An 18,067-nucleotide genomic window follows, 5' to 3' on the forward strand; every position below is an offset into this window, starting at 1 on the left:
AATGGACGATGCCTATTCAAAATTGGGGAATTGTTTTAAACCAATTTACCCTTATATTTGATAAAAGGCTCCGATTATAAAACCGAAGCCTTGACTTTTCAACTTACACACTTTATGGGACAGTGTCGATTTAAACGAGCTTGTTTTTTTATTTTATTTGATTGAAAAAATGTAATGCATTAAGAATTTCCAATTTACTCAATTCCCAACTCCAAAACACTAGCTTTCATCTCCGCTATCGCCAACTGAACATCAAATTCGGTCGTTCTCCAATTGACAAACGAAGCTCGAATCCCTTTTCGGTTTTGATATACTGTTGGCGTCATAAACACTTTTCCTTTATCATTGAGATGCGTCAAAAATAAATTGACTTTTTCCTGATTGTGCTCTCCTGCCAAAGTAAAACAAACATTATTGAGGCGGGTTGGTGCCAATAGTTCAAAGCTTTCATCATTAGTTATAAAGACATCCAACTGCAATGCCATTTCAACACTATTTTCTACAATGTCTTGGAATCCTTTCTTTCCATACGCCAATAGTGAAAACCAAACAGGCAAAGCTTTTAATCGTCTGGAATTTTCAGGCAAGAAATTCAAATAACTAAAATTCTCCAATGGATCTCCCAAATATGGGGCATTCGAATTTTGAAACGTTTCCACCTGAAGATTTTTATGCTGCTCTTTTACCAAATAAAAAGCACTTTCGTAAGGAACATTCAACCATTTATGGCAATCTATGGTTATACTGTCCGCGTTTTCCCAACCGTTTACCAAATGTTTGTATTTTGGAGAACAAGCGGCAAAACCTCCGAAAGCGGCATCAATATGCCACCAAAAATTGTATTTTTCTTTGAGCTTTGTGATTGCAACGAAATCATCAAAATCAGCCGTATTTACAGTTCCAGCACTTGATATTAGAATAAAAGGCTGACCGTTTAAACTTTTTATATTTTGCTCCAAAACGGTTATATCAATGGCTTCCCGATTTCCTTCAACTGTTTTTATTTTGGTAAAATTCTGACTGCCAATTCCCAACATTGCCAAACATTTTACCGAAGATGAATGTGGCGTAGCCGAAAGAATATTTAGAGGAGCAGTAATTCCATTTTTTGCAAAATCATGACCCAATTGTTTTCCAAACCATTGTCTAGCCACCGCCAAGCTTGTAAAATTTGACATTGTAGCGCCTGTCACAAATCCGCCTAAAAATGATTTTGGCAAATCCAATAATTGCAACAATAAGTTAATGCTTTCCATTTCAATCAAAGCAGAAACACCTCCTTGTGCTTTTGTGGCTTGCGCATTTGGATCATAAATCGTCGTCAGCCAATCACCAACGATAGAAGCTGGTGTCGCTCCTCCAGTAACAAAACCCCAATATCTAGGGCCTGCCTGAGAAACCATCAAAGAAGCCAAACGTTGATTAAACTCTTCCAAGGCTGATAATGCTCCCAAACCAGAATCGTTTAGATTCCTATTGGTCGTTATTGTATTTTGGGTTGAAGTCGGAACATCATTAATACTATTCAGAAAATCAATTCCTTGTTGTTTTACTTTTTCCAGAATGATTTCAATGTCTTTTACATCTTGTTGGAGGGTGGGATTCATTTGATTATTGTTGTAAAAAAATACTCGATTAGTTAAAAATAACCAATCGAGTAATTCAAATTGAAATTAATAATAACTTTTTATTTAAAAAACCTGACTCGCTATTTGTCGAATATTTTCTGATTTTCCCATAGAATAATAATGCAACACAGGAACTCCAGCAGCTTTCAATTCAATTGATTGTTGGATAGCCCACTCGATACCTACTTGGCGTATTTCGGCATTGTTCTTGCATTTATCAACTGCACTTATTAAATCTTCCGGTAAATCGATACGGAAAATCTGAGGTAAAACTTGTAAATGTCTTTGCACTGCAATCGGTTTTATTCCCGGAATAATAGGAACGGAAATTCCCATTTCACGTGCTTTGGCAACAAACTCAAAATATTTGGCATTGTCAAAAAACATTTGAGTTACAACATAATCGGCTCCGGCATCTACTTTTTCTTTTAGTCTTTTTAAATCTGATATTAAAGAAGGTGATTCTAAGTGTTTCTCTGGATAACCGGCCACACCAATACAAAAATCAGCTTTGTTGTCGATGTCCATTACATCGTGTAAATACTTTCCGTTATTCAATTGATAAATTTGACTTACTAAGTCGGATGCATAATTATTTCCCCCTTCTTTGGCTACAAACGACTGTTCGTCTTTCATGGCATCACCACGAAGCGCCATAACATTGTCAATTCCTAAATAATGACAATCGACCAATAAATATTCCGTTTCCTCTTTGGTGAAACCGCCACAGAGCACGTGAGGAACCGTATCCACATTATATTTGTGTTTAATAGAAGCGCAAATCCCCAAGGTTCCAGGACGCATTCTAGTCAGTTTTTTTTCCAATAAACCATTGCCTTTATCCACATAAATATACTCCTCACGTGAAGTCGTTACATCTATAAATGGCGGTTTGAACTCCATCAACGGATCGATATTATCGTATAATTCCTGAATGCTTTTGCCTTTTTGCGGTGGAATAATTTCGAAAGAGAATAACGTTTCTCCTTTGGCATTTTCTATATGTTGTGTTACTTTCATTTTTTTATAGTTGAAAGTTGATGGTTGATGGTTGATGGTTGAAAGCCAGTAACTATATCCATTAACTAAATTTTATTTTTATAATAGTTTATAAACCCGTTTAAAAGTTTTTTACAAATTTGAATCTGTCCAAAAGCAATATTAAAATTGTTTTCATCAATATATTTTTGATCAAAAGCTAAATAGTATTGTGTTTCTAATTCATATAATGATCCTCTTGAAATATGAAGAAAGTTTATAGTGTCTTTAGACGTTTGCCTTCCACAGCCTTCTGCTGTATTTGAAGGTATAGAAACTGCAGCTCTTCGCATTTGATTAGTCAAACCAAATAATTCTTCTTTTGGAAATAATTTGGATGAATCATATAACAGATTCACCAATTTTCTAGCTTCTATCCAAACCTCTAATTTACTGTATTCCATTTTTTTTTATTTAGTTGTTGGATGGTAGTTATTTGTTAATGAAATGTATTAGCTTATTAGAAAATCCAACAACCATCAACAAACAACTAAAACCTAATCTGCAATATTTGGATTCAGCCATTTCATGGCAACATCGGTTGAAACGCTTCTTCGTTTGGCGTAATCAATAACTTGGTCTTCTTTTATTTTTCCAAGACCAAAATACTTACTTTCTGGATTTCCAAAATAGTATCCCGAAACCGAAGAAGCCGGCCACATTGCCATACTTTCGGTCAAGATCACTCCAATTGCTGCCTCTACGTTCAACAGTTTCCAAATTGTTGGTTTTTCTAAGTGATCTGGGCAAGCAGGATAACCCGGTGCTGGACGAATTCCTTTATAATCTTCTTCAATAAGTGCCTGTTTACTCAAAACCTCATCGGCTGCATAACCCCAGATTTCTTTACGGATTTTTTCGTGTAAATATTCGGCGAATGCTTCTGCAAAACGATCCGCCAAAGCTTTGACCATAATCGAATTGTAATCGTCCAAATCCTTCTCGAATTCAGCCGCCCATTCGTCAACGCCAAAACCGGTGGTAACGCAAAATGCTCCCATATAATCCACTTTTCCGCTCTCTTTTGGAGCAATAAAATCAGCTAAAGCGATATTTGGAGCTCCTTTTGTTTTTTGTGACTGCTGACGCAAAGTCAAGAATGTTTGCAATGGTTTTCCTTTTTCATCAGTCAATTCAATATCATCATCGTTGACTTGGTTGGCAGGGAAAATTCCGTAGATTCCTTTGGCTTGTAATTTTTTCTCTTTCAAAATCACTTCCAACATTGCCTGAGCATCCGCAAAAACAGAAGTGGCTTGTTCACCCACAACTTCATCCGTCAAAATCGCCGGATATTTTCCGAACAATTCCCAAGTCCTAAAAAACGGAGTCCAATCGATATACGGAACTAATACATCCAAATCCACTTCAACAATTTGCTCGCCAATAACTTTTGGTTTTACAGGTTCGAAATGTCTCCAATCCAATTGTAATTTATTTTTACGGGCTTGTTCAATGGTCAAGAAATTCTTGTCACGCGAACGGTTCAAGAATGTTTCTCTAAACGCATCGTATTCGGCACGAATATCGCTTGCATAAATTTTTCTGTTGTGATCCAATAAGTTTCCTGCAACAGTTACAGCTCTCGACGCATCGTTTACGTGAATCACCGTTTGTCTGTATTGAGGAGCAATTTTCACGGCAGTATGCGCGCGCGAAGTCGTTGCACCACCAATCATAACCGGAATTTTAATGTCTCTTTTATCCAATTCTTTGGCGAGATACACCATTTCGTCCAATGACGGCGTGATTAATCCGCTCAATCCAATAATGTCTACGTTGTGTTCGATAGCTGCGGCAATAATTTTTTCAGGAGGCACCATAACGCCTAAATCTACGATCTCATAATTATTACACGCCAATACCACCGAAACAATATTTTTACCAATATCGTGTACGTCTCCTTTTACGGTTGCCATCAAGATTTTTCCGTTTCCTGATTTGTCGCCTACCTGTTTAGCCGCTTCAATAAACGGCAATAAATACGCCACCGCTTTTTTCATCACACGAGCCGATTTTACCACCTGTGGCAAAAACATTTTACCGCTACCAAACAAATCTCCCACAACATTCATTCCTGTCATCAAATTGATTTCGATAACTTCGATAGGTTTTGCGGCGGCTTGACGAGCCTCTTCAACATCAATTTCAATAAAAGCATCCACTCCTTTTACCAAAGAATGCGTGATTCTTTCCTGAACTGTTCCCGAACGCCATTCCTGTATAGCAACTTCATTGCTTTTGGCATCGCCTTTTACATTTTCGGCAAAATCCAATAAACGTTCTGTTGCATCGTCGCGTCTGTCTAGAATTACATCCTCTACATGTTCCAACAAATCTTTTGGAATCTCATCGTAAATCGATAACATCTCAGGATTTACAATTCCCATTGTCATTCCGTTTTGAATCGCGTGATACAAGAAAACCGAGTGCATCGCTTCTCTCACCGTGTCATTTCCTCTAAACGAAAACGAAACGTTACTCACCCCACCACTAATGTGCGCGTGCGGTAAATTTTCTCGAACCCATTTGGTTCCCCTAAAGAAATCCAAAGCATTCAAGCGGTGTTCCTCCATACCAGTCGCTACGGGAAATATATTCAAATCGAAGATGATATCTTGTGGTGGAAAATGCACTTTATTAACCAAAATATCATACGAACGTTGGCAAATTTCGATTCTACGATCGTAATTATCGGCTTGTCCCACCTCATCAAAAGCCATTACAATCACAGCAGCGCCGTAACGCTTGATTAAATTGGCATGGTGAATGAATCGTTCTTCTCCTTCTTTTAACGAAATCGAGTTTACCACACATTTTCCCTGCACGACTTTCAAACCAGCCTCAATGATTTCCCATTTCGAACTGTCAATCATAATGGGCACACGAGAAATATCTGGCTCGGCAGCAATCAAATTCAGGAATTTGGTCATTGCATAAACACCGTCTAGCATTCCCTCATCCATATTGATATCGATGATTTGCGCGCCTCCTACTACCTGTTGTCTAGCAATATCAAGTGCTTCCTCATATTTTTCCTCCTTGATCAATCGAAGGAACTTTCTTGAACCTGTCACATTGGTTCGCTCCCCTACATTCACAAATACGCTGTCTGGTGTAATGATCAAAGGTTCCAATCCCGATAATACAAGGTTTCTTCTATGTTTATTGTGTCCCATTTTTTTATTTTGAGTTACTAAGTTTCTAAGTAGCTTAGATTCTAAGTTTTTATTATTTTGTCTACGGTCTAAAAAACTGTAGGTATATTTTATTTAATTTCAACTTTATTTGGGCGTGTCCACAAGGGTCGGGCTATTCGTTTCAAGTCCTCGATCAATTCCATTATCACTCTATTGATCTCTGGGCTTTCCTCTGCTATCCCTCACGCGACATTCTGCAAAAAATTAAGTTTTAGTTTCATCCAAAACCTTTATTTGATTCTCTTTGTGGGCACGGATTGCAAATCCGCGCTATCGGACGCTATCGGACTCACGCTAGTAGAGAAAATATCTATTCTAAACTATTAATAAATCTGGATAAATTTTCCGTTTGAAGTAATTGAAACTCCGTTAAATCAAAAAAATCGTCCATTTGTTTTGCTTCCTTAAGTCTATGTCTTGCAATTTCATAATTAGGAATAGATAATCTTCTAAATAACTCAGTCCAAGATTTCAAATTTGTTTCTTTTTCAAAATTTCCTTGACAATGAATAGAATCAATTACTACAAAATCTGTAAAAAACAATATCACATTTTCTTTTAAAACTTGCTCTAAAGACCTAGAACTTAAAGACCATCCATCAAAGGTGTTTTTAATTCGTTCGAATCCTTCTCCTTTCTTAACAAGCATAAAAAAATCGTGCGACTTAATTCTTATTGAATTTTCTCTATTGATTTTATCATACCAAACTACATTAAGCTCTTTATAATTATAATTTTCGCTAGTAACATCACATTGAAAAAGAGTTTCTTCAATCCATTTTGGAATACCTGTGTTTTTCATAAATTGTTTTTAAAAAAATTACTTCCCTAACAATACGAATTTGTAAACTCTACACATTTTCAAATTATTAATTACATCACCGCCGTCGAAACTCTCGGCTTATAATCTTTCGCTATATCAGCAATCAACTTAATATGATTTGGAGTTGTTCCGCAACAGCCTCCTATGATGTTGATTAAATTATCGTCTAAATAACTTTTAATTTGTGCTTGCATTTCCTCTGGTGTTTCATCGTATTCTCCAAAGGCGTTTGGCAATCCAGCATTGGGATGCGCCGAAACGTTGAAAGAGGTGTTATGCGACAAGGTTTGCAAATACGGTTTCAATAAATCGGCACCAAGGGCGCAATTGAATCCTACGCTCAACAACGGTATATGCGATACCGAAACCAAAAAGGCTTCCACCGTCTGTCCCGAAAGTGTTCTTCCCGAAGCATCCGTTATTGTTCCGGAAACCATAATTGGAATATCAATATGGCGTTCTTCTTTTACTTCTTCAATTGCAAAAAGTGCCGCTTTGGCATTTAGAGTATCAAAAATAGTTTCTACCAATAACAAATCGCAACCGCCGTCTAGTAAGGCTTCTACTTGTTGTTTGTAGGCAATTCGCAAATCATCAAAAGTTACCGCTCTGTATCCCGGATCGTTCACGTCTGGTGACATACTCGCCGTACGGTTTGTCGGGCCTATTGAACCGGCAACAAAACGAGGTTGATTTGGATTTTTGGCGGTGAATTCGTCAGCTACTTCACGGGCTAGTTTGGCCGATTCGTAGTTCAATTCATAAACGTATTCTTCCAGATGATAATCCGCCATTCCGATGGTGGTTCCTGAAAAAGTGTTGGTTTCCACAATATCGGCTCCAGCTTCAAAATAAGCGGCGTGCACTGCTTTGATGGCTTGTGGTTGCGTCAAGGACAATAAATCGTTGTTTCCTTTTAGCGGATGTGGAAAATCTTTGAATCGATCGCCACGAAAATCTTCTTCGGAGAAATTATAACGTTGCAGCATGGTTCCCATTGCTCCGTCGAGCACGAGTATTCTCTTTTTTATTTCTTCTTGAATTGTTGACATAACTTATTTTAAACCGCTAAGTCGCGAGGGCGCAAAGCTTTATTATTATTTCCAAAAAATCACTATTTTAACTCTTTAGCCCCGATTACTTCACTTAATTTCTATTTTCATAGGAGTTCAGTGAACTTCGTTTGCAGTGAAAATCCTTTTTGTTTTTTCTTTAAAAACAAAAAGATTGCAACGGAAAGCGGGAACGTTGACTGCAAAAAATGCGCCAATCATTCGCTCTAAAAAAATTATCGAAATGTTGTCAGGAAAAGGTTTGAAAAATACAGGGATGTATTCTTGTGTTATCTATCCGCGCAATGCGTGGTAGAATGTAGCACCTTTCTCGTAAGGACGGGAGGTTGCTAAGGTTTCATCGGGTCTTTTCCCTCCGCCTTTCGTGATAACTTTCAATAAAAATAGGAACGGCGCAAAGTTATGAAATAGCCTTGCCACTTGCAAGTATTTTTTTTTAAGATTCTTAGAGGCTAAGTTATTAAGCCAAATTTGTGAATCTTTTATACTCAATAACGATAAATAAAAAGCTCAAACCGTATTACAAGTTTGAGCTTTTATAAAAATCTTAGTTTCTTAGTAACTCAGCAACTTAAACAATAGCTTTCACTACCGCTTTTGGAGCTTCTTTACGAGTACCGTCGAATCCGTCAACACCAGAAACGGTGGTGTATTTCATTACATATTTTTTACCAGGATTGATAATTTGGTAGGCCGCTTGACACATTAATGTGGCTTCGTGGAATCCGCAAAGAATCAATTTTAGTTTTCCTGGATACGTATTTACGTCACCAATCGCAAAAATTCCAGGGATATTTGTTTGATAATCCAAAGCATTGTTTACTTTGATTGCATTTTTTTCTATTTCCAATCCCCAATGTGCGATTGGCCCCAATTTTGGTGTCAATCCAAAAAGTGGAATAAAATAATCGGTTGGGATGTTTTGATGTGCTCCATCAATATCTACATCAACAGACTCTAAATGCTCAGCTCCGTTTAATCCTATTACTTCACCTGGAGTAATCATTTTGATTTTTCCGGCAGATTTCAATTCCTGTACTTTTTCTACAGAATCTAATGCCCCACGGAATTCGTTTCTTCTGTGAATCAAAGTTACTTCTGAAGCTACATTCGCCAAGAAAATACTCCAGTCTAATGCTGAATCTCCTCCTCCGGATATTACGACCCTTTTGTCTCTAAATTTCTCTGGATTTTTGATAAAGTATTTCACTCCTTTATCTTCGTAAAATTCGATATCTTCGATTAAAGGTTTTCTTGGTTCAAAACTTCCTAATCCACCCGCAATGGCAATAACGGGTGCATGGAATTTCTTTCCTTTATTTGAGGTAACAATAAAACTACCATCTTCTTGTTTTTCGATAGTTTCTGCACGCTCACCAAGAGTAAATCCAGGTTCGAATTGCTTGATTTGTTCCATTAAATTATCCACCAAATCGCCCGCCAACACTTCAGGAAATCCTGGAATATCATAGATAGGCTTCTTTGGATACAACTCTGATAATTGTCCTCCAGGTTGTGGTAAGGCATCCAGAATATGACATTTTAATTTTAACAATCCTGCTTCGAAAACGGCAAATAGACCTGTTGGCCCAGCTCCTATTATAAGTATGTCTGTTTTAACCATTATATTTAAATTTTACTCTTTTATTAATTATTTTCAATTTAGCGTGCAAATAAACGAATGCTTTCAATTTCTGAATATGACAATTATCACAGAATTTGATTCGTTATTTCTGTATTCATTATTTTTTCAAACTTGCTGTAATATCGTTCATTTTTTGAACTTTTTCTTCGAAATTGCCTTTTAAGGTTTTGCGATATTCATTCAGATTTTGAACCATTTTATTAATGTCCTCTGGAATTACTTCTTCAAAAAACTCCCTTAATCTTTTAGCCGTTGTTGGTGATTTTCCATTAGTCGAAATGGCAATTTTTACGTTTCCTTTGGTTACAATGCCACCCAAATAATAATCGCATAAATCAGGTGTGTCCGCAATATTGCAAATGAGATATCTTTTTCGGGACAAATCATACACTCGTTTATTTACTTTCAAATCATCAGTGCAAGCTATGACCATATTGCGTTTTTTGAGCATTTTTTTCTTGAACTTTGCTTTGGTCAATTTAACCGAAGGATGTTTTTCGACTAATGCTTCCAATTCTGGCAAGAACTTTGGCGCCACTACCTCAACATTAGCATTGGGACTGGATTTTAACATAAAAGACAACTTTTCTAACCCTACATTTCCTCCACCCACAATAAGAACATTGAGGTTGTGCAGTTTTAAAAAAATGGGATATAATTCGTTTCTTTCCATTATAATTTTATTTCGGCGGCTACAAATTCTTCGTAAAAACCTTTTAACTGATTGCTTTCTTTGACCACTTCTCCAATCACAATAATTGCAGGCGAGCTTAAATTATTTTCGGCAACCACTTCTTGAATCGTGTCAATTGTTCCAACGCCTATTTTTTCATTTGGTGTTGTTCCGTTTTGAATAATTGCAACGGGTGTTTCTCCTTTGGATTCTTTTTGAAATAAACTAACAATTTGTGATAGTTTACTCATTCCCATTAAAATCACAACAGTTGCTGATGATTTTGCTGCTAGAACGAAATCACTAGACAAATTTCTGTTGGAAGTGGTTCCTGTGATTACCCAAAAACTTTCGGAAGTTCCTCTTTTGGTCAATGAAATTCCCTGATAAGCGGGAACTGCAATCGCCGATGAAATTCCGGGCACTACAAATGTAGCGATTCCAAAACTTTCTGCGTACTCTATTTCCTCGCTTCCTCTTCCAAAGATAAATGGGTCTCCTCCTTTTAACCGAACCACGTGACCGTAAGTAAGCGCATTATCCACAATCAGCTGATTGATTTGAGCTTGCGAATATTCGTGACACCCAATTCTCTTCCCCACAAATACTTTTATGGAATTTTGAGGAGCATACTTCATTATTTCCTCATTGGCCAAGGCATCATACAAAACCACATTCGCTTCAGCAAGTGCTTTTAAGCCTTTCAGCGTAAGCAAGTCTGGGTCGCCAGGTCCTGCGCCCACTAAAGTTACTTTGGGTTGTATCATTTTATGCATTAGCTAAATCTTTTGATCTGTATGCTTCAATCTTTCCGAAGAAAGATACAGCATCTTCAATGTATTTTTTGGCAAACGTCTCAGATGGTTCGTTGGCTTTGATTTGATAAACCAAATCTTTGAAAGCTGAACCTAACTCTATTTTTTTACTTTCGATGAAAACAGTATCAAACAAATCAATAATTCCTGCGTGGTGGTTTGTTTTTTCGTTTTCGGCCAATAACAATGCTTTGGCTCCGTTTACAAATCCGGCATAAGACAAATAAATCGCATCAGCCCATTTTTCTTCTTGTAAAGCTTCGTAAGCAAAAGTTAATTTATCTTTGGCTTCAAACAATAATGTAGCCACTAAATCAATTACAACACCAGCACATTCTCCAACTCCAACTGCTTTTACGTAGTTATCGGCATTTCCCCAATCCACAAAATCAGCTTCGGTCAAATTAGTCACATCTGCCAACGGTTTCAAGAACTCATAGAAATATTTCTCTCCTTTGGCATCGTAATAATCCACAAATGGTTGTCCGTTTCCATTAGCTTCAAAATCATTTAAGATTAATCGCAAGGCATCTGGTCCTCTTCTGCTTGGAATTTTGATTACTTTATCCGAAAAACGCCCAACACCATTTCCTATATTCTTTCCTCCCAACAATACCTGAAGTGCTGGAGCTACCAGTTTTCCAGCATTGATGGACATTCCTTGAAAACCTATTTCGGACATATTGTGCTGTCCGCAGGCATTCATACAACCACTAATTTTTATGGCAATATCCACATTGTTATTAAATTGTGGATATTCGGCTGCTATAACTTTTTCCAATTCTTCTGCAATTCCAGTACTGCTTGCAATTCCTAAATTACAGGTATCAGTTCCCGGACAAGCGGTAATATCTGCTATCGAATTATATCCTAAAGTCACAAAATCCAATTTGGCTAATTCCTGATAGAAAAAAGGAAGGTTTTCTTCTTTGATATTACGGATAAGTATATTTTGTCTTAATGAAAAACGCAATTCATTGGCTCCATAATTTTTAACCAAATCAGCCAATAATCTTGCTTTGTCTATATAAAAATCGCCTAAAAGAATTTTAATTCCAATAGCAACATATCCAGTTTGTTTTTGTGCTATTACATTCGATTTTTTCCAAGCTTCATAAGCTTCAACATTATCAATCGTTACTGAAGGTACTTCCAATAAAGGTTCTGTAATTGCTCCTCCAAAATCAGTAGTGTCTATTTCGTATGTATGGAAAGCCAATGCTTTTTTCTCTTCGTCAACCAAACGCATAAATTCGTCACGTCCCAAATCTTTGATTAAGAATTTCAAACGCGCTTTCAAACGTTTTGCTCTTTCTCCGTGACGGTCAAAAACTCTAATTACACCTTCGGCAGTCGGGATAATTTGGTTGACTGGCACAAATTCTGAAAGCAATTCGGCGTGGCTTGGCTGTGAACCTAAACCTCCACCCAACATTATTTTGAAACCTTTTTCACCATTTACAATTTTTGGAATGAATCCTAAATCGTGCAAATAACTCAAAGCGGTATCTTTATCAGAAGATGAGAATGATATTTTGAACTTACGTCCCATTTCTTGACAAATTGGGTTACGTAATAAATATTGAAACAAAGCGTGTGCATAAGGCGACACATCAAATGGCTCATCTATATCAATTCCGGCAGTTTCACTAGCCGTAATATTTCTTACCGTGTTTCCACAAGCTTCTCTCAATGTAATATCATCTTTGGCCAAATCTGCCCAAAGTTCAGGCGTTCTGTCCAAACTCACATAGTGAATTTGAATATCCTGACGCGTTGTAATATGCAAACGACCTGTTGAATATTTTTCAGACACATCGGTAATTCTTCTCAATTGTTCGCTAGACACTTTTCCGTAAGGCAATTTAATACGGATCATTTGCACGCCTTCCTGACGTTGACCGTAAATACCACGTGCTAAACGAAGACTACGAAAACGCTCATCATCAATTTGTCCACTGCGGAAAGAAAAAATCTTTTTCTCTAAATCGATAATCTCTTTTTGGACAATTGGGTCCTCTATTTCTGTTCTAAAACTTTGCATATCTTTTTTAGCTTTGAGCTTTGGGCTGTTATCTGTATTTTAAACTTGTATCTTTTGAGATTTACTCTAAATATTAATTATTCAAAAGCTCTAGGCTCAAAGCCCATAGCTGATAGCTTAAAAAACTATTTAATAAATCCAACTCCTGCTGTTGTATTGGTTGCGGCATCAATTAAGATGAAAGCTCCATTTGATTTATTATCATTGTAAGCATCAAAATAGATAGCTTTACTCAATTTAATGGTTACTTCTCCAATTTCATTTATTGCTAATTGAGACGCTGGAGTTGTCCCAGAATAATCGGTTGCGATTACGTTTTTCACGCTGTCAATTTTAGCCAAAACTCTATTGGTATTGTGCTGCACAAAATATTTTGCACCTGCCACTAATTTTTTGCTGTCCATCCAACAAACCGTTGTCGTGATATCTTTCTCAATTTTAGGAAGTTCATTTGATTTTACAATCATATCACCTCTCGTTACATTGATGTCATTTTCTAATTCAATAGTGATGGAAGAACCAACACTCGCTTCATCAAATTGCTGGTCGAAAAAGTGAATGTTAGTCACTTTCGATTCTGTCAAAGAAGGAAGAACCGTTACTGCATCTCCAACTTTAATATTATTGCCGTATAATTTCCCGGCATATCCTCTAAAATCGTGGTATTCCTCAGTTTTTGGGCGAATAACTGTTTGAACAGGAAAACGTGCCTGTCCATTATCGTAAACATCTTTTGACTCTAAAGCTTCTAAATGTTGTAGGATAGTCTGTCCTGTGTACCAAGGCATTTTTCCTAATGTATCTACTACATTATCTCCTGTCAAAGCACTTAACGGAATGTAACTTACGTTTTGTTCTTTGTAAGCGCTTTTTGCATTTAATGCTTGAAAATCAGCTTTGATTTTGTTATAAACTTCTTCCGAATAATCAACCAAATCCATTTTGTTTACCGCAACAATTACATCTTTTACTCTCAATAAATTATTGATAAAAAAGTGACGATACGTTTGCTCAATTACACCTTTACGTGCATCAATCAAAATGATAGATACTTGTGAAGTCGAAGCTCCGGTAACCATATTACGAGTATATTCTACGTGACCCGGAGTATCGGCAATAATGTAACTTTTTTTCGCTGTAGAAAAATAAATATGCGCTACATCTATTGTAATTCCTTGCTCTCTTTCGGCAACCAAACCATCGGTAGCCAAAGAAAAATCCAGGTAATCGTATCCTTTTTGTTTACTGCTTTTTTCTATTGCTTCAATCTTATCTGTAGTCAATGATTTTGTATCGTATAATAATCTCCCGATTAAAGTACTTTTCCCGTCATCTACGCTTCCTGCTGTTGCTATTTTTAAAACTTCCATTTTTTTTATAAGTTATTGGTTGTTGGTTGTCGGTTGTTGGGTTTTCACACCAGAAACTAAACCACTCAAAATATTAAAACTTCTTTTTATGAAATTGGCTCCAATTTTATCATTGAACTATCAACTAAAAACCATCAACCAACAACATTTTTCTAAAAGTACCCTTGTTGTTTTCTTTTCTCCATTGCAGCCTCAGAACGTTTGTCGTCAATTCTGGCTCCTCTTTCAGAAATAGTCGAAGTACGAATCTCTCCAACTACTTCCTGAATGGTTGCTGCATATGATTCAACAGCGGCAGTACAACTCATATCTCCAACGGTTCTGAAGCGAACAATTCTTTCTTCGATTTGTTCGTCTTCTTCTTGGTACACAAAAGGAGAGTGTGACCAAATTAAACCGTCTCTCAAAAAAACTTTACGTTTGTGTGAAAAGTAAATCGATGGAATTTCGATTTGCTCTTGTTCGATATAACTCCAAACATCCAATTCAGTCCAGTTTGAAATTGGAAAAACACGTACGTTTTGTCCATTTTCAATTTTTCCGTTCAAAAGGTCAAACAATTCAGGGCGTTGGTTTTTTTCATCCCACTGACCAAAATCATCACGAACAGAAAAAATACGTTCTTTAGCTCTTGCTTTTTCCTCGTCACGACGTGCTCCACCAATACAAGCGTCAAATTTAAATTCTTCGATAGCGTCCAATAATGTCGTCGTTTGCAAACTGTTTCTACTGGAATATTTCCCAGATTCTTCAACCACTTTACCTTCATCAATAGCATCCTGTACATTACGAACGATTAATTCCAATCCCAATTCAGCCACCAATTTATCTCTAAATTCAATAGTTTCAGGAAAGTTGTGTCCTGTATCCACGTGTAACAATGGAAAAGGAATTTTGGCTGGAAAAAATGCTTTTTGTGCCAAACGCACTAATGTAATTGAATCTTTACCGCCAGAGAAAAGCAAAACGGGTTTGTCAAATTGAGAAATAACTTCTCTGAATATGTAAATTGCTTCGCTTTCTAAAGCATTTGTTTTTAAAACTGAACTCATTTTTATTAGTTTAAAAGTTTAAAGTTTAAAGTTTAAGGTTGTTGTACCTCAGCTAAAATCTTGAAACTATTATTATTTTTCCTTTTCTCTTTATTCTATTTTCTAAAATCTGCCTTCTGATTTCTGCCTTCTAAGCTCTATTTCTGGTGTAAACCACATTCTTTGTGACTCGATTCCCAAGACCATCTTCCTGCCCTGATATCTTCTCCTTCGGCAATGGCTCTCGTACAAGGTGCACAACCAATGCTTACAAATCCTTTTTTGTGCAAGGCATTTTGTGGTACATTATTTTCATCAATATATTTTTGAACATCAGCCAAACTCCATTTCAACAACGGATTGAATTTTATGATATTAAAATGAGCGTCATATTCAAAGGCTGCTAAATCATTTCTGTTTTCTGATTGTTCGGCACGTAAACCGGTAATCCAAATTTCATTTCCTTTCAAAGCTTTGGTCAGCGGCGCCACTTTTCGGATAAAACAACATTCTTTTCTATTCTCCACGGATTCATAAAAACTATTCGGGCCTTTTTTGTTCAACAAGTTTTCTACAGCGCTGGCCTCCGGAAAATACGTTTGAATCGCTACTTTGTATTTTTTTATTGTTCTATGAAAAACGTCATATGTTTCTTGAAATAATCTACCTGTATCCAATGTAAAAATGGTAATTGGCAAATCATTTTTGGCAATCATAGCAGTTATAACCTGATCTTCCTGACCAAATGAAGTCGAAAAAACCACTTTCCCATTGTATTCATTAGCCAAAAAAGCCAATGTTTCCTCAATGGAAAAACCTGCCGTTTTTTCTAATAAAGTATTTGCTATTGTTGTACTCATTTATATTCTCGCTTTTAATTTTAAATCCATTACCCTATCGGCTTACTAGATTACTTTGCAAAAGTAACACTTTTTTTTAAATTCAAAATTATTTTTAAATAAATTTTAATAGTTTAGAATGCAATGTCTGCCAGAGAGTTACTTTCAAGTACCTTAAGGGTGTTGTCCCTAACCTGAGTCATTAAGCGGCGCGCAGCGCAAGTCGTTTCATCATCACAATCATCACATTTTTCATAAAAATTGTGACTTGCGCACGGAAGCAATGCAATTGGTCCTTCGAGAATGCGATATACTTTGGCCATACTGATATCTTTTGGGTCTTTTATCAAGTAGTAACCACCGCCTTTTCCTTTTTTGGCACCCAGAAAACCAGAGTTTCTGAGCAGTAACAAAATACTTTCCAAAAATTTAATCGAAATATGTTCATTTTTAGCAATTTCAGCAATTTGAACAGGTGTATTATCTTTTTGGCGAGCCAAAAAGGTAAGTGCTTTTATTCCGTATTTTGTTTTCTTTGAAAGCATTATGATTTTTAATTGTAGATTTTTGATTGTATTTGTTACGAAACTACAAACTTTATCCTTTTATCAGCAAATTGTATGAATCTTTTTTAAAATTTCGTTACAAATAAAAGTTGCACAATCTATTTCAGTATAAAAATCGTGCTCCTGATTTTTTATAATCTCAAAATCTATTGAATGTTTTTCAAACCAATCATTGTTTGGCTTATTAGTGTCATTTTCTCCATAATAGCCTTTTATTGATCCATTAGGAGTTTCGCCCTCATACCGTAATCTTGTTGATGAAACGGCAAACAAACTTCTAACATTCAATCCCTTTAAAGCAGCTTTCCAAGCAATTGTTCCGCCAATGCTAAAGGCTAGAACATCAATTTCATTCTTTTCGGCTTTCAAAAGATTTTCAACAGCCTTTTCTATTCCGCCATTAACAAACTGACTATGTAGACTGTCTTCGGTATAATCAGTTTTGTCTATTTCACCCAATTTGCAACAATCGTAATATTGAATTTCGAACTTATCCTTCAATAGTTCTACATAAACTGAAACCCAGTCCGATTTTTCTTTTCCCCACAAATCCGATAAAATGATTAATCTTGGTTTCATATAATTAGGAATGACTTAGATTTTTTAATTATTATTTATGAAACTCCTGTTAACTGCAATTTGTCGATTACCCATTTGTTGTTTACTTTCTTAATCAAAATAATAAAGTATCTTCCACATTTACCACAAAAATCAAAACTACCTTCTAAAACACCCAATTTCTTTTGTTTATCAAATTCAATTCTGGATAAATAAAAAACTCCAGAAAAAACAAAATTATATTTTAAATCAGTAATACGACTAGGAAAATCAACTTTGGGAAATTCAGTTATTTTCTTCAACTTAAATCTATTATTTAATTTAATTTTCTCAAAATCAAAACTGAATTTAGATTCTTCTACATTCTTAGTCTTAAAAATTTCAACCTTTGGAAAATAAAACTTAGACTCTTCGATTAATTTTTCATGCTTTTTCAGAAAAGGGTCAAACGCGATAAAAACTGTCGATGTGTCTTTTTCTAGTTTATCTCTTTCCTTTTGCCATTTTATATATTCGCTTATTTGTTTTTTTGTAGCCTTAGTTGAATCTGTTCTAACATAATGTCCAGTTTTGTCAAAAACAGGTTCTGCCATTGGAGGAGGAGGATCCATTTTTCTACTATCAACACAAATCGAATCGACTAAACTTGGAAAAATTTCAGTCATCACACTTTTCTCAAAATCCATTTCGGTTGCTTTCTTTTCACAACTTGTGATTATAATAGCAATGATTACAAACAGTGTTATTTTTATAATTTTCCTCAT

General features: G+C 36.1%; 16 protein-coding genes and 1 riboswitch. All 16 genes read right to left on the reverse strand.

The window, feature by feature from the left end; translation table 11 throughout:
- Nucleotides 1-194: 194 nt before the first annotated feature.
- The 16 genes from KZH69_RS15650 to KZH69_RS15725 all read right to left on the reverse strand — a co-directional run bounded on the left by KZH69_RS15650 (nucleotide 195) and on the right by KZH69_RS15725 (nucleotide 17,989).
- Complete coding sequence (locus tag KZH69_RS15650) at nucleotides 195-1,607, reverse strand: pyridoxal phosphate-dependent decarboxylase family protein (protein ID WP_219318417.1); 1,413 nt, start codon at nucleotides 1,605-1,607, stop codon at nucleotides 195-197.
- A gap of 84 nt (nucleotides 1,608-1,691) precedes the next feature.
- Nucleotides 1,692-2,648, reverse strand: a complete 957-nt coding sequence (gene metF, locus KZH69_RS15655; RefSeq protein ID WP_219318418.1) for a methylenetetrahydrofolate reductase [NAD(P)H] — start codon at nucleotides 2,646-2,648, stop codon at nucleotides 1,692-1,694.
- A 65-nt stretch (nucleotides 2,649-2,713) separates the two neighbouring features.
- A complete protein-coding gene (locus tag KZH69_RS15660) occupies nucleotides 2,714-3,070 on the reverse strand; it encodes a four helix bundle protein (protein ID WP_219318419.1) in 357 nt (118 codons plus the stop codon).
- A gap of 93 nt (nucleotides 3,071-3,163) precedes the next feature.
- On the reverse strand, nucleotides 3,164-5,938 hold the full coding sequence (gene metH, locus KZH69_RS15665) for a methionine synthase (RefSeq protein WP_439649468.1): 2,775 nt from the start codon (nucleotides 5,936-5,938) through the stop codon (nucleotides 3,164-3,166).
- A gap of 238 nt (nucleotides 5,939-6,176) precedes the next feature.
- Entirely contained in the window at nucleotides 6,177-6,668 is a 492-nt protein-coding gene (locus KZH69_RS15670; protein WP_219318421.1) for a hypothetical protein, read from the reverse strand.
- Nucleotides 6,669-6,739: 71 nt separating this feature from the next.
- Entirely contained in the window at nucleotides 6,740-7,741 is a 1,002-nt protein-coding gene (locus KZH69_RS15675; protein WP_219318422.1) for a homocysteine S-methyltransferase family protein, read from the reverse strand.
- Nucleotides 7,742-8,028: 287 nt separating this feature from the next.
- A riboswitch (SAM riboswitch) is annotated at nucleotides 8,029-8,136 on the reverse strand.
- Nucleotides 8,137-8,333: 197 nt separating this feature from the next.
- Nucleotides 8,334-9,386, reverse strand: coding sequence for an NAD(P)/FAD-dependent oxidoreductase (locus tag KZH69_RS15680; protein WP_219318423.1), 1,053 nt, complete (start codon nucleotides 9,384-9,386; stop codon nucleotides 8,334-8,336).
- 118 nt (nucleotides 9,387-9,504) lie between these two features.
- Complete coding sequence (locus KZH69_RS15685; RefSeq protein WP_219318424.1) at nucleotides 9,505-10,080, reverse strand: precorrin-2 dehydrogenase/sirohydrochlorin ferrochelatase family protein; 576 nt, start codon at nucleotides 10,078-10,080, stop codon at nucleotides 9,505-9,507.
- The gene (gene cobA, locus KZH69_RS15690) at nucleotides 10,080-10,856 is read right to left on the reverse strand and encodes a uroporphyrinogen-III C-methyltransferase (RefSeq protein WP_219318425.1); all 777 of its coding nucleotides are present in this window, start codon (nucleotides 10,854-10,856) and stop codon (nucleotides 10,080-10,082) included. The genes KZH69_RS15685 and cobA overlap by 1 nt, the downstream gene beginning before the upstream one ends.
- On the reverse strand, nucleotides 10,849-12,939 hold the full coding sequence (locus KZH69_RS15695; protein ID WP_219318426.1) for a nitrite/sulfite reductase: 2,091 nt from the start codon (nucleotides 12,937-12,939) through the stop codon (nucleotides 10,849-10,851). Before KZH69_RS15695 ends, cobA begins: the two co-directional genes overlap by 8 nt.
- Before the next feature lie 125 nt (nucleotides 12,940-13,064).
- Nucleotides 13,065-14,309 carry a sulfate adenylyltransferase subunit 1 gene (locus KZH69_RS15700; protein WP_219318427.1) on the reverse strand — a complete coding sequence of 415 codons (1,245 nt, stop codon included), beginning with the start codon at nucleotides 14,307-14,309 and terminating at the stop codon, nucleotides 13,065-13,067.
- A 152-nt stretch (nucleotides 14,310-14,461) separates the two neighbouring features.
- A complete protein-coding gene (gene cysD, locus KZH69_RS15705) occupies nucleotides 14,462-15,361 on the reverse strand; it encodes a sulfate adenylyltransferase subunit CysD (protein ID WP_111411121.1) in 900 nt (299 codons plus the stop codon).
- Between the two features lie 137 nt (nucleotides 15,362-15,498).
- Nucleotides 15,499-16,200: a phosphoadenylyl-sulfate reductase gene (locus KZH69_RS15710; RefSeq protein ID WP_219318428.1), complete on the reverse strand. Its 702-nt coding sequence runs from the start codon at nucleotides 16,198-16,200 to the stop codon at nucleotides 15,499-15,501.
- 113 nt (nucleotides 16,201-16,313) lie between these two features.
- The gene (locus KZH69_RS15715) at nucleotides 16,314-16,724 is read right to left on the reverse strand and encodes an RrF2 family transcriptional regulator (protein WP_111411123.1); all 411 of its coding nucleotides are present in this window, start codon (nucleotides 16,722-16,724) and stop codon (nucleotides 16,314-16,316) included.
- A gap of 63 nt (nucleotides 16,725-16,787) precedes the next feature.
- Nucleotides 16,788-17,324: an alpha/beta hydrolase gene (locus KZH69_RS15720; RefSeq protein WP_219318429.1), complete on the reverse strand. Its 537-nt coding sequence runs from the start codon at nucleotides 17,322-17,324 to the stop codon at nucleotides 16,788-16,790.
- Between the two features lie 35 nt (nucleotides 17,325-17,359).
- Complete coding sequence (locus KZH69_RS15725) at nucleotides 17,360-17,989, reverse strand: hypothetical protein (RefSeq protein WP_219318430.1); 630 nt, start codon at nucleotides 17,987-17,989, stop codon at nucleotides 17,360-17,362.
- Nucleotides 17,990-18,067: the final 78 nt, after the last annotated feature.

Source organism: Flavobacterium taihuense (assembly GCF_019351435.1).
GTDB lineage: Bacteria > Bacteroidota > Bacteroidia > Flavobacteriales > Flavobacteriaceae > Flavobacterium > Flavobacterium taihuense.

Coding starts and splice junctions, on each gene's coding strand:
- KZH69_RS15650 (WP_219318417.1), bottom strand. CDS start 1,607: ATGAATCCCACCCTCCAACAAGATGTAAAAGACATTGAAATCATTCTG.
- metF (WP_219318418.1), bottom strand. CDS start 2,648: ATGAAAGTAACACAACATATAGAAAATGCCAAAGGAGAAACGTTATTC.
- KZH69_RS15660 (WP_219318419.1), bottom strand. CDS start 3,070: ATGGAATACAGTAAATTAGAGGTTTGGATAGAAGCTAGAAAATTGGTG.
- KZH69_RS15670 (WP_219318421.1), bottom strand. CDS start 6,668: ATGAAAAACACAGGTATTCCAAAATGGATTGAAGAAACTCTTTTTCAA.
- KZH69_RS15675 (WP_219318422.1), bottom strand. CDS start 7,741: ATGTCAACAATTCAAGAAGAAATAAAAAAGAGAATACTCGTGCTCGAC.
- KZH69_RS15680 (WP_219318423.1), bottom strand. CDS start 9,386: ATGGTTAAAACAGACATACTTATAATAGGAGCTGGGCCAACAGGTCTA.
- KZH69_RS15685 (WP_219318424.1), bottom strand. CDS start 10,080: ATGGAAAGAAACGAATTATATCCCATTTTTTTAAAACTGCACAACCTC.
- cobA (WP_219318425.1), bottom strand. CDS start 10,856: ATGCATAAAATGATACAACCCAAAGTAACTTTAGTGGGCGCAGGACCT.
- KZH69_RS15695 (WP_219318426.1), bottom strand. CDS start 12,939: ATGCAAAGTTTTAGAACAGAAATAGAGGACCCAATTGTCCAAAAAGAG.
- KZH69_RS15700 (WP_219318427.1), bottom strand. CDS start 14,309: ATGGAAGTTTTAAAAATAGCAACAGCAGGAAGCGTAGATGACGGGAAA.
- cysD (WP_111411121.1), bottom strand. CDS start 15,361: ATGAGTTCAGTTTTAAAAACAAATGCTTTAGAAAGCGAAGCAATTTAC.
- KZH69_RS15710 (WP_219318428.1), bottom strand. CDS start 16,200: ATGAGTACAACAATAGCAAATACTTTATTAGAAAAAACGGCAGGTTTT.
- KZH69_RS15715 (WP_111411123.1), bottom strand. CDS start 16,724: ATGCTTTCAAAGAAAACAAAATACGGAATAAAAGCACTTACCTTTTTG.
- KZH69_RS15720 (WP_219318429.1), bottom strand. CDS start 17,324: ATGAAACCAAGATTAATCATTTTATCGGATTTGTGGGGAAAAGAAAAA.
- KZH69_RS15725 (WP_219318430.1), bottom strand. CDS start 17,989: ATGGATTTTGAGAAAAGTGTGATGACTGAAATTTTTCCAAGTTTAGTC.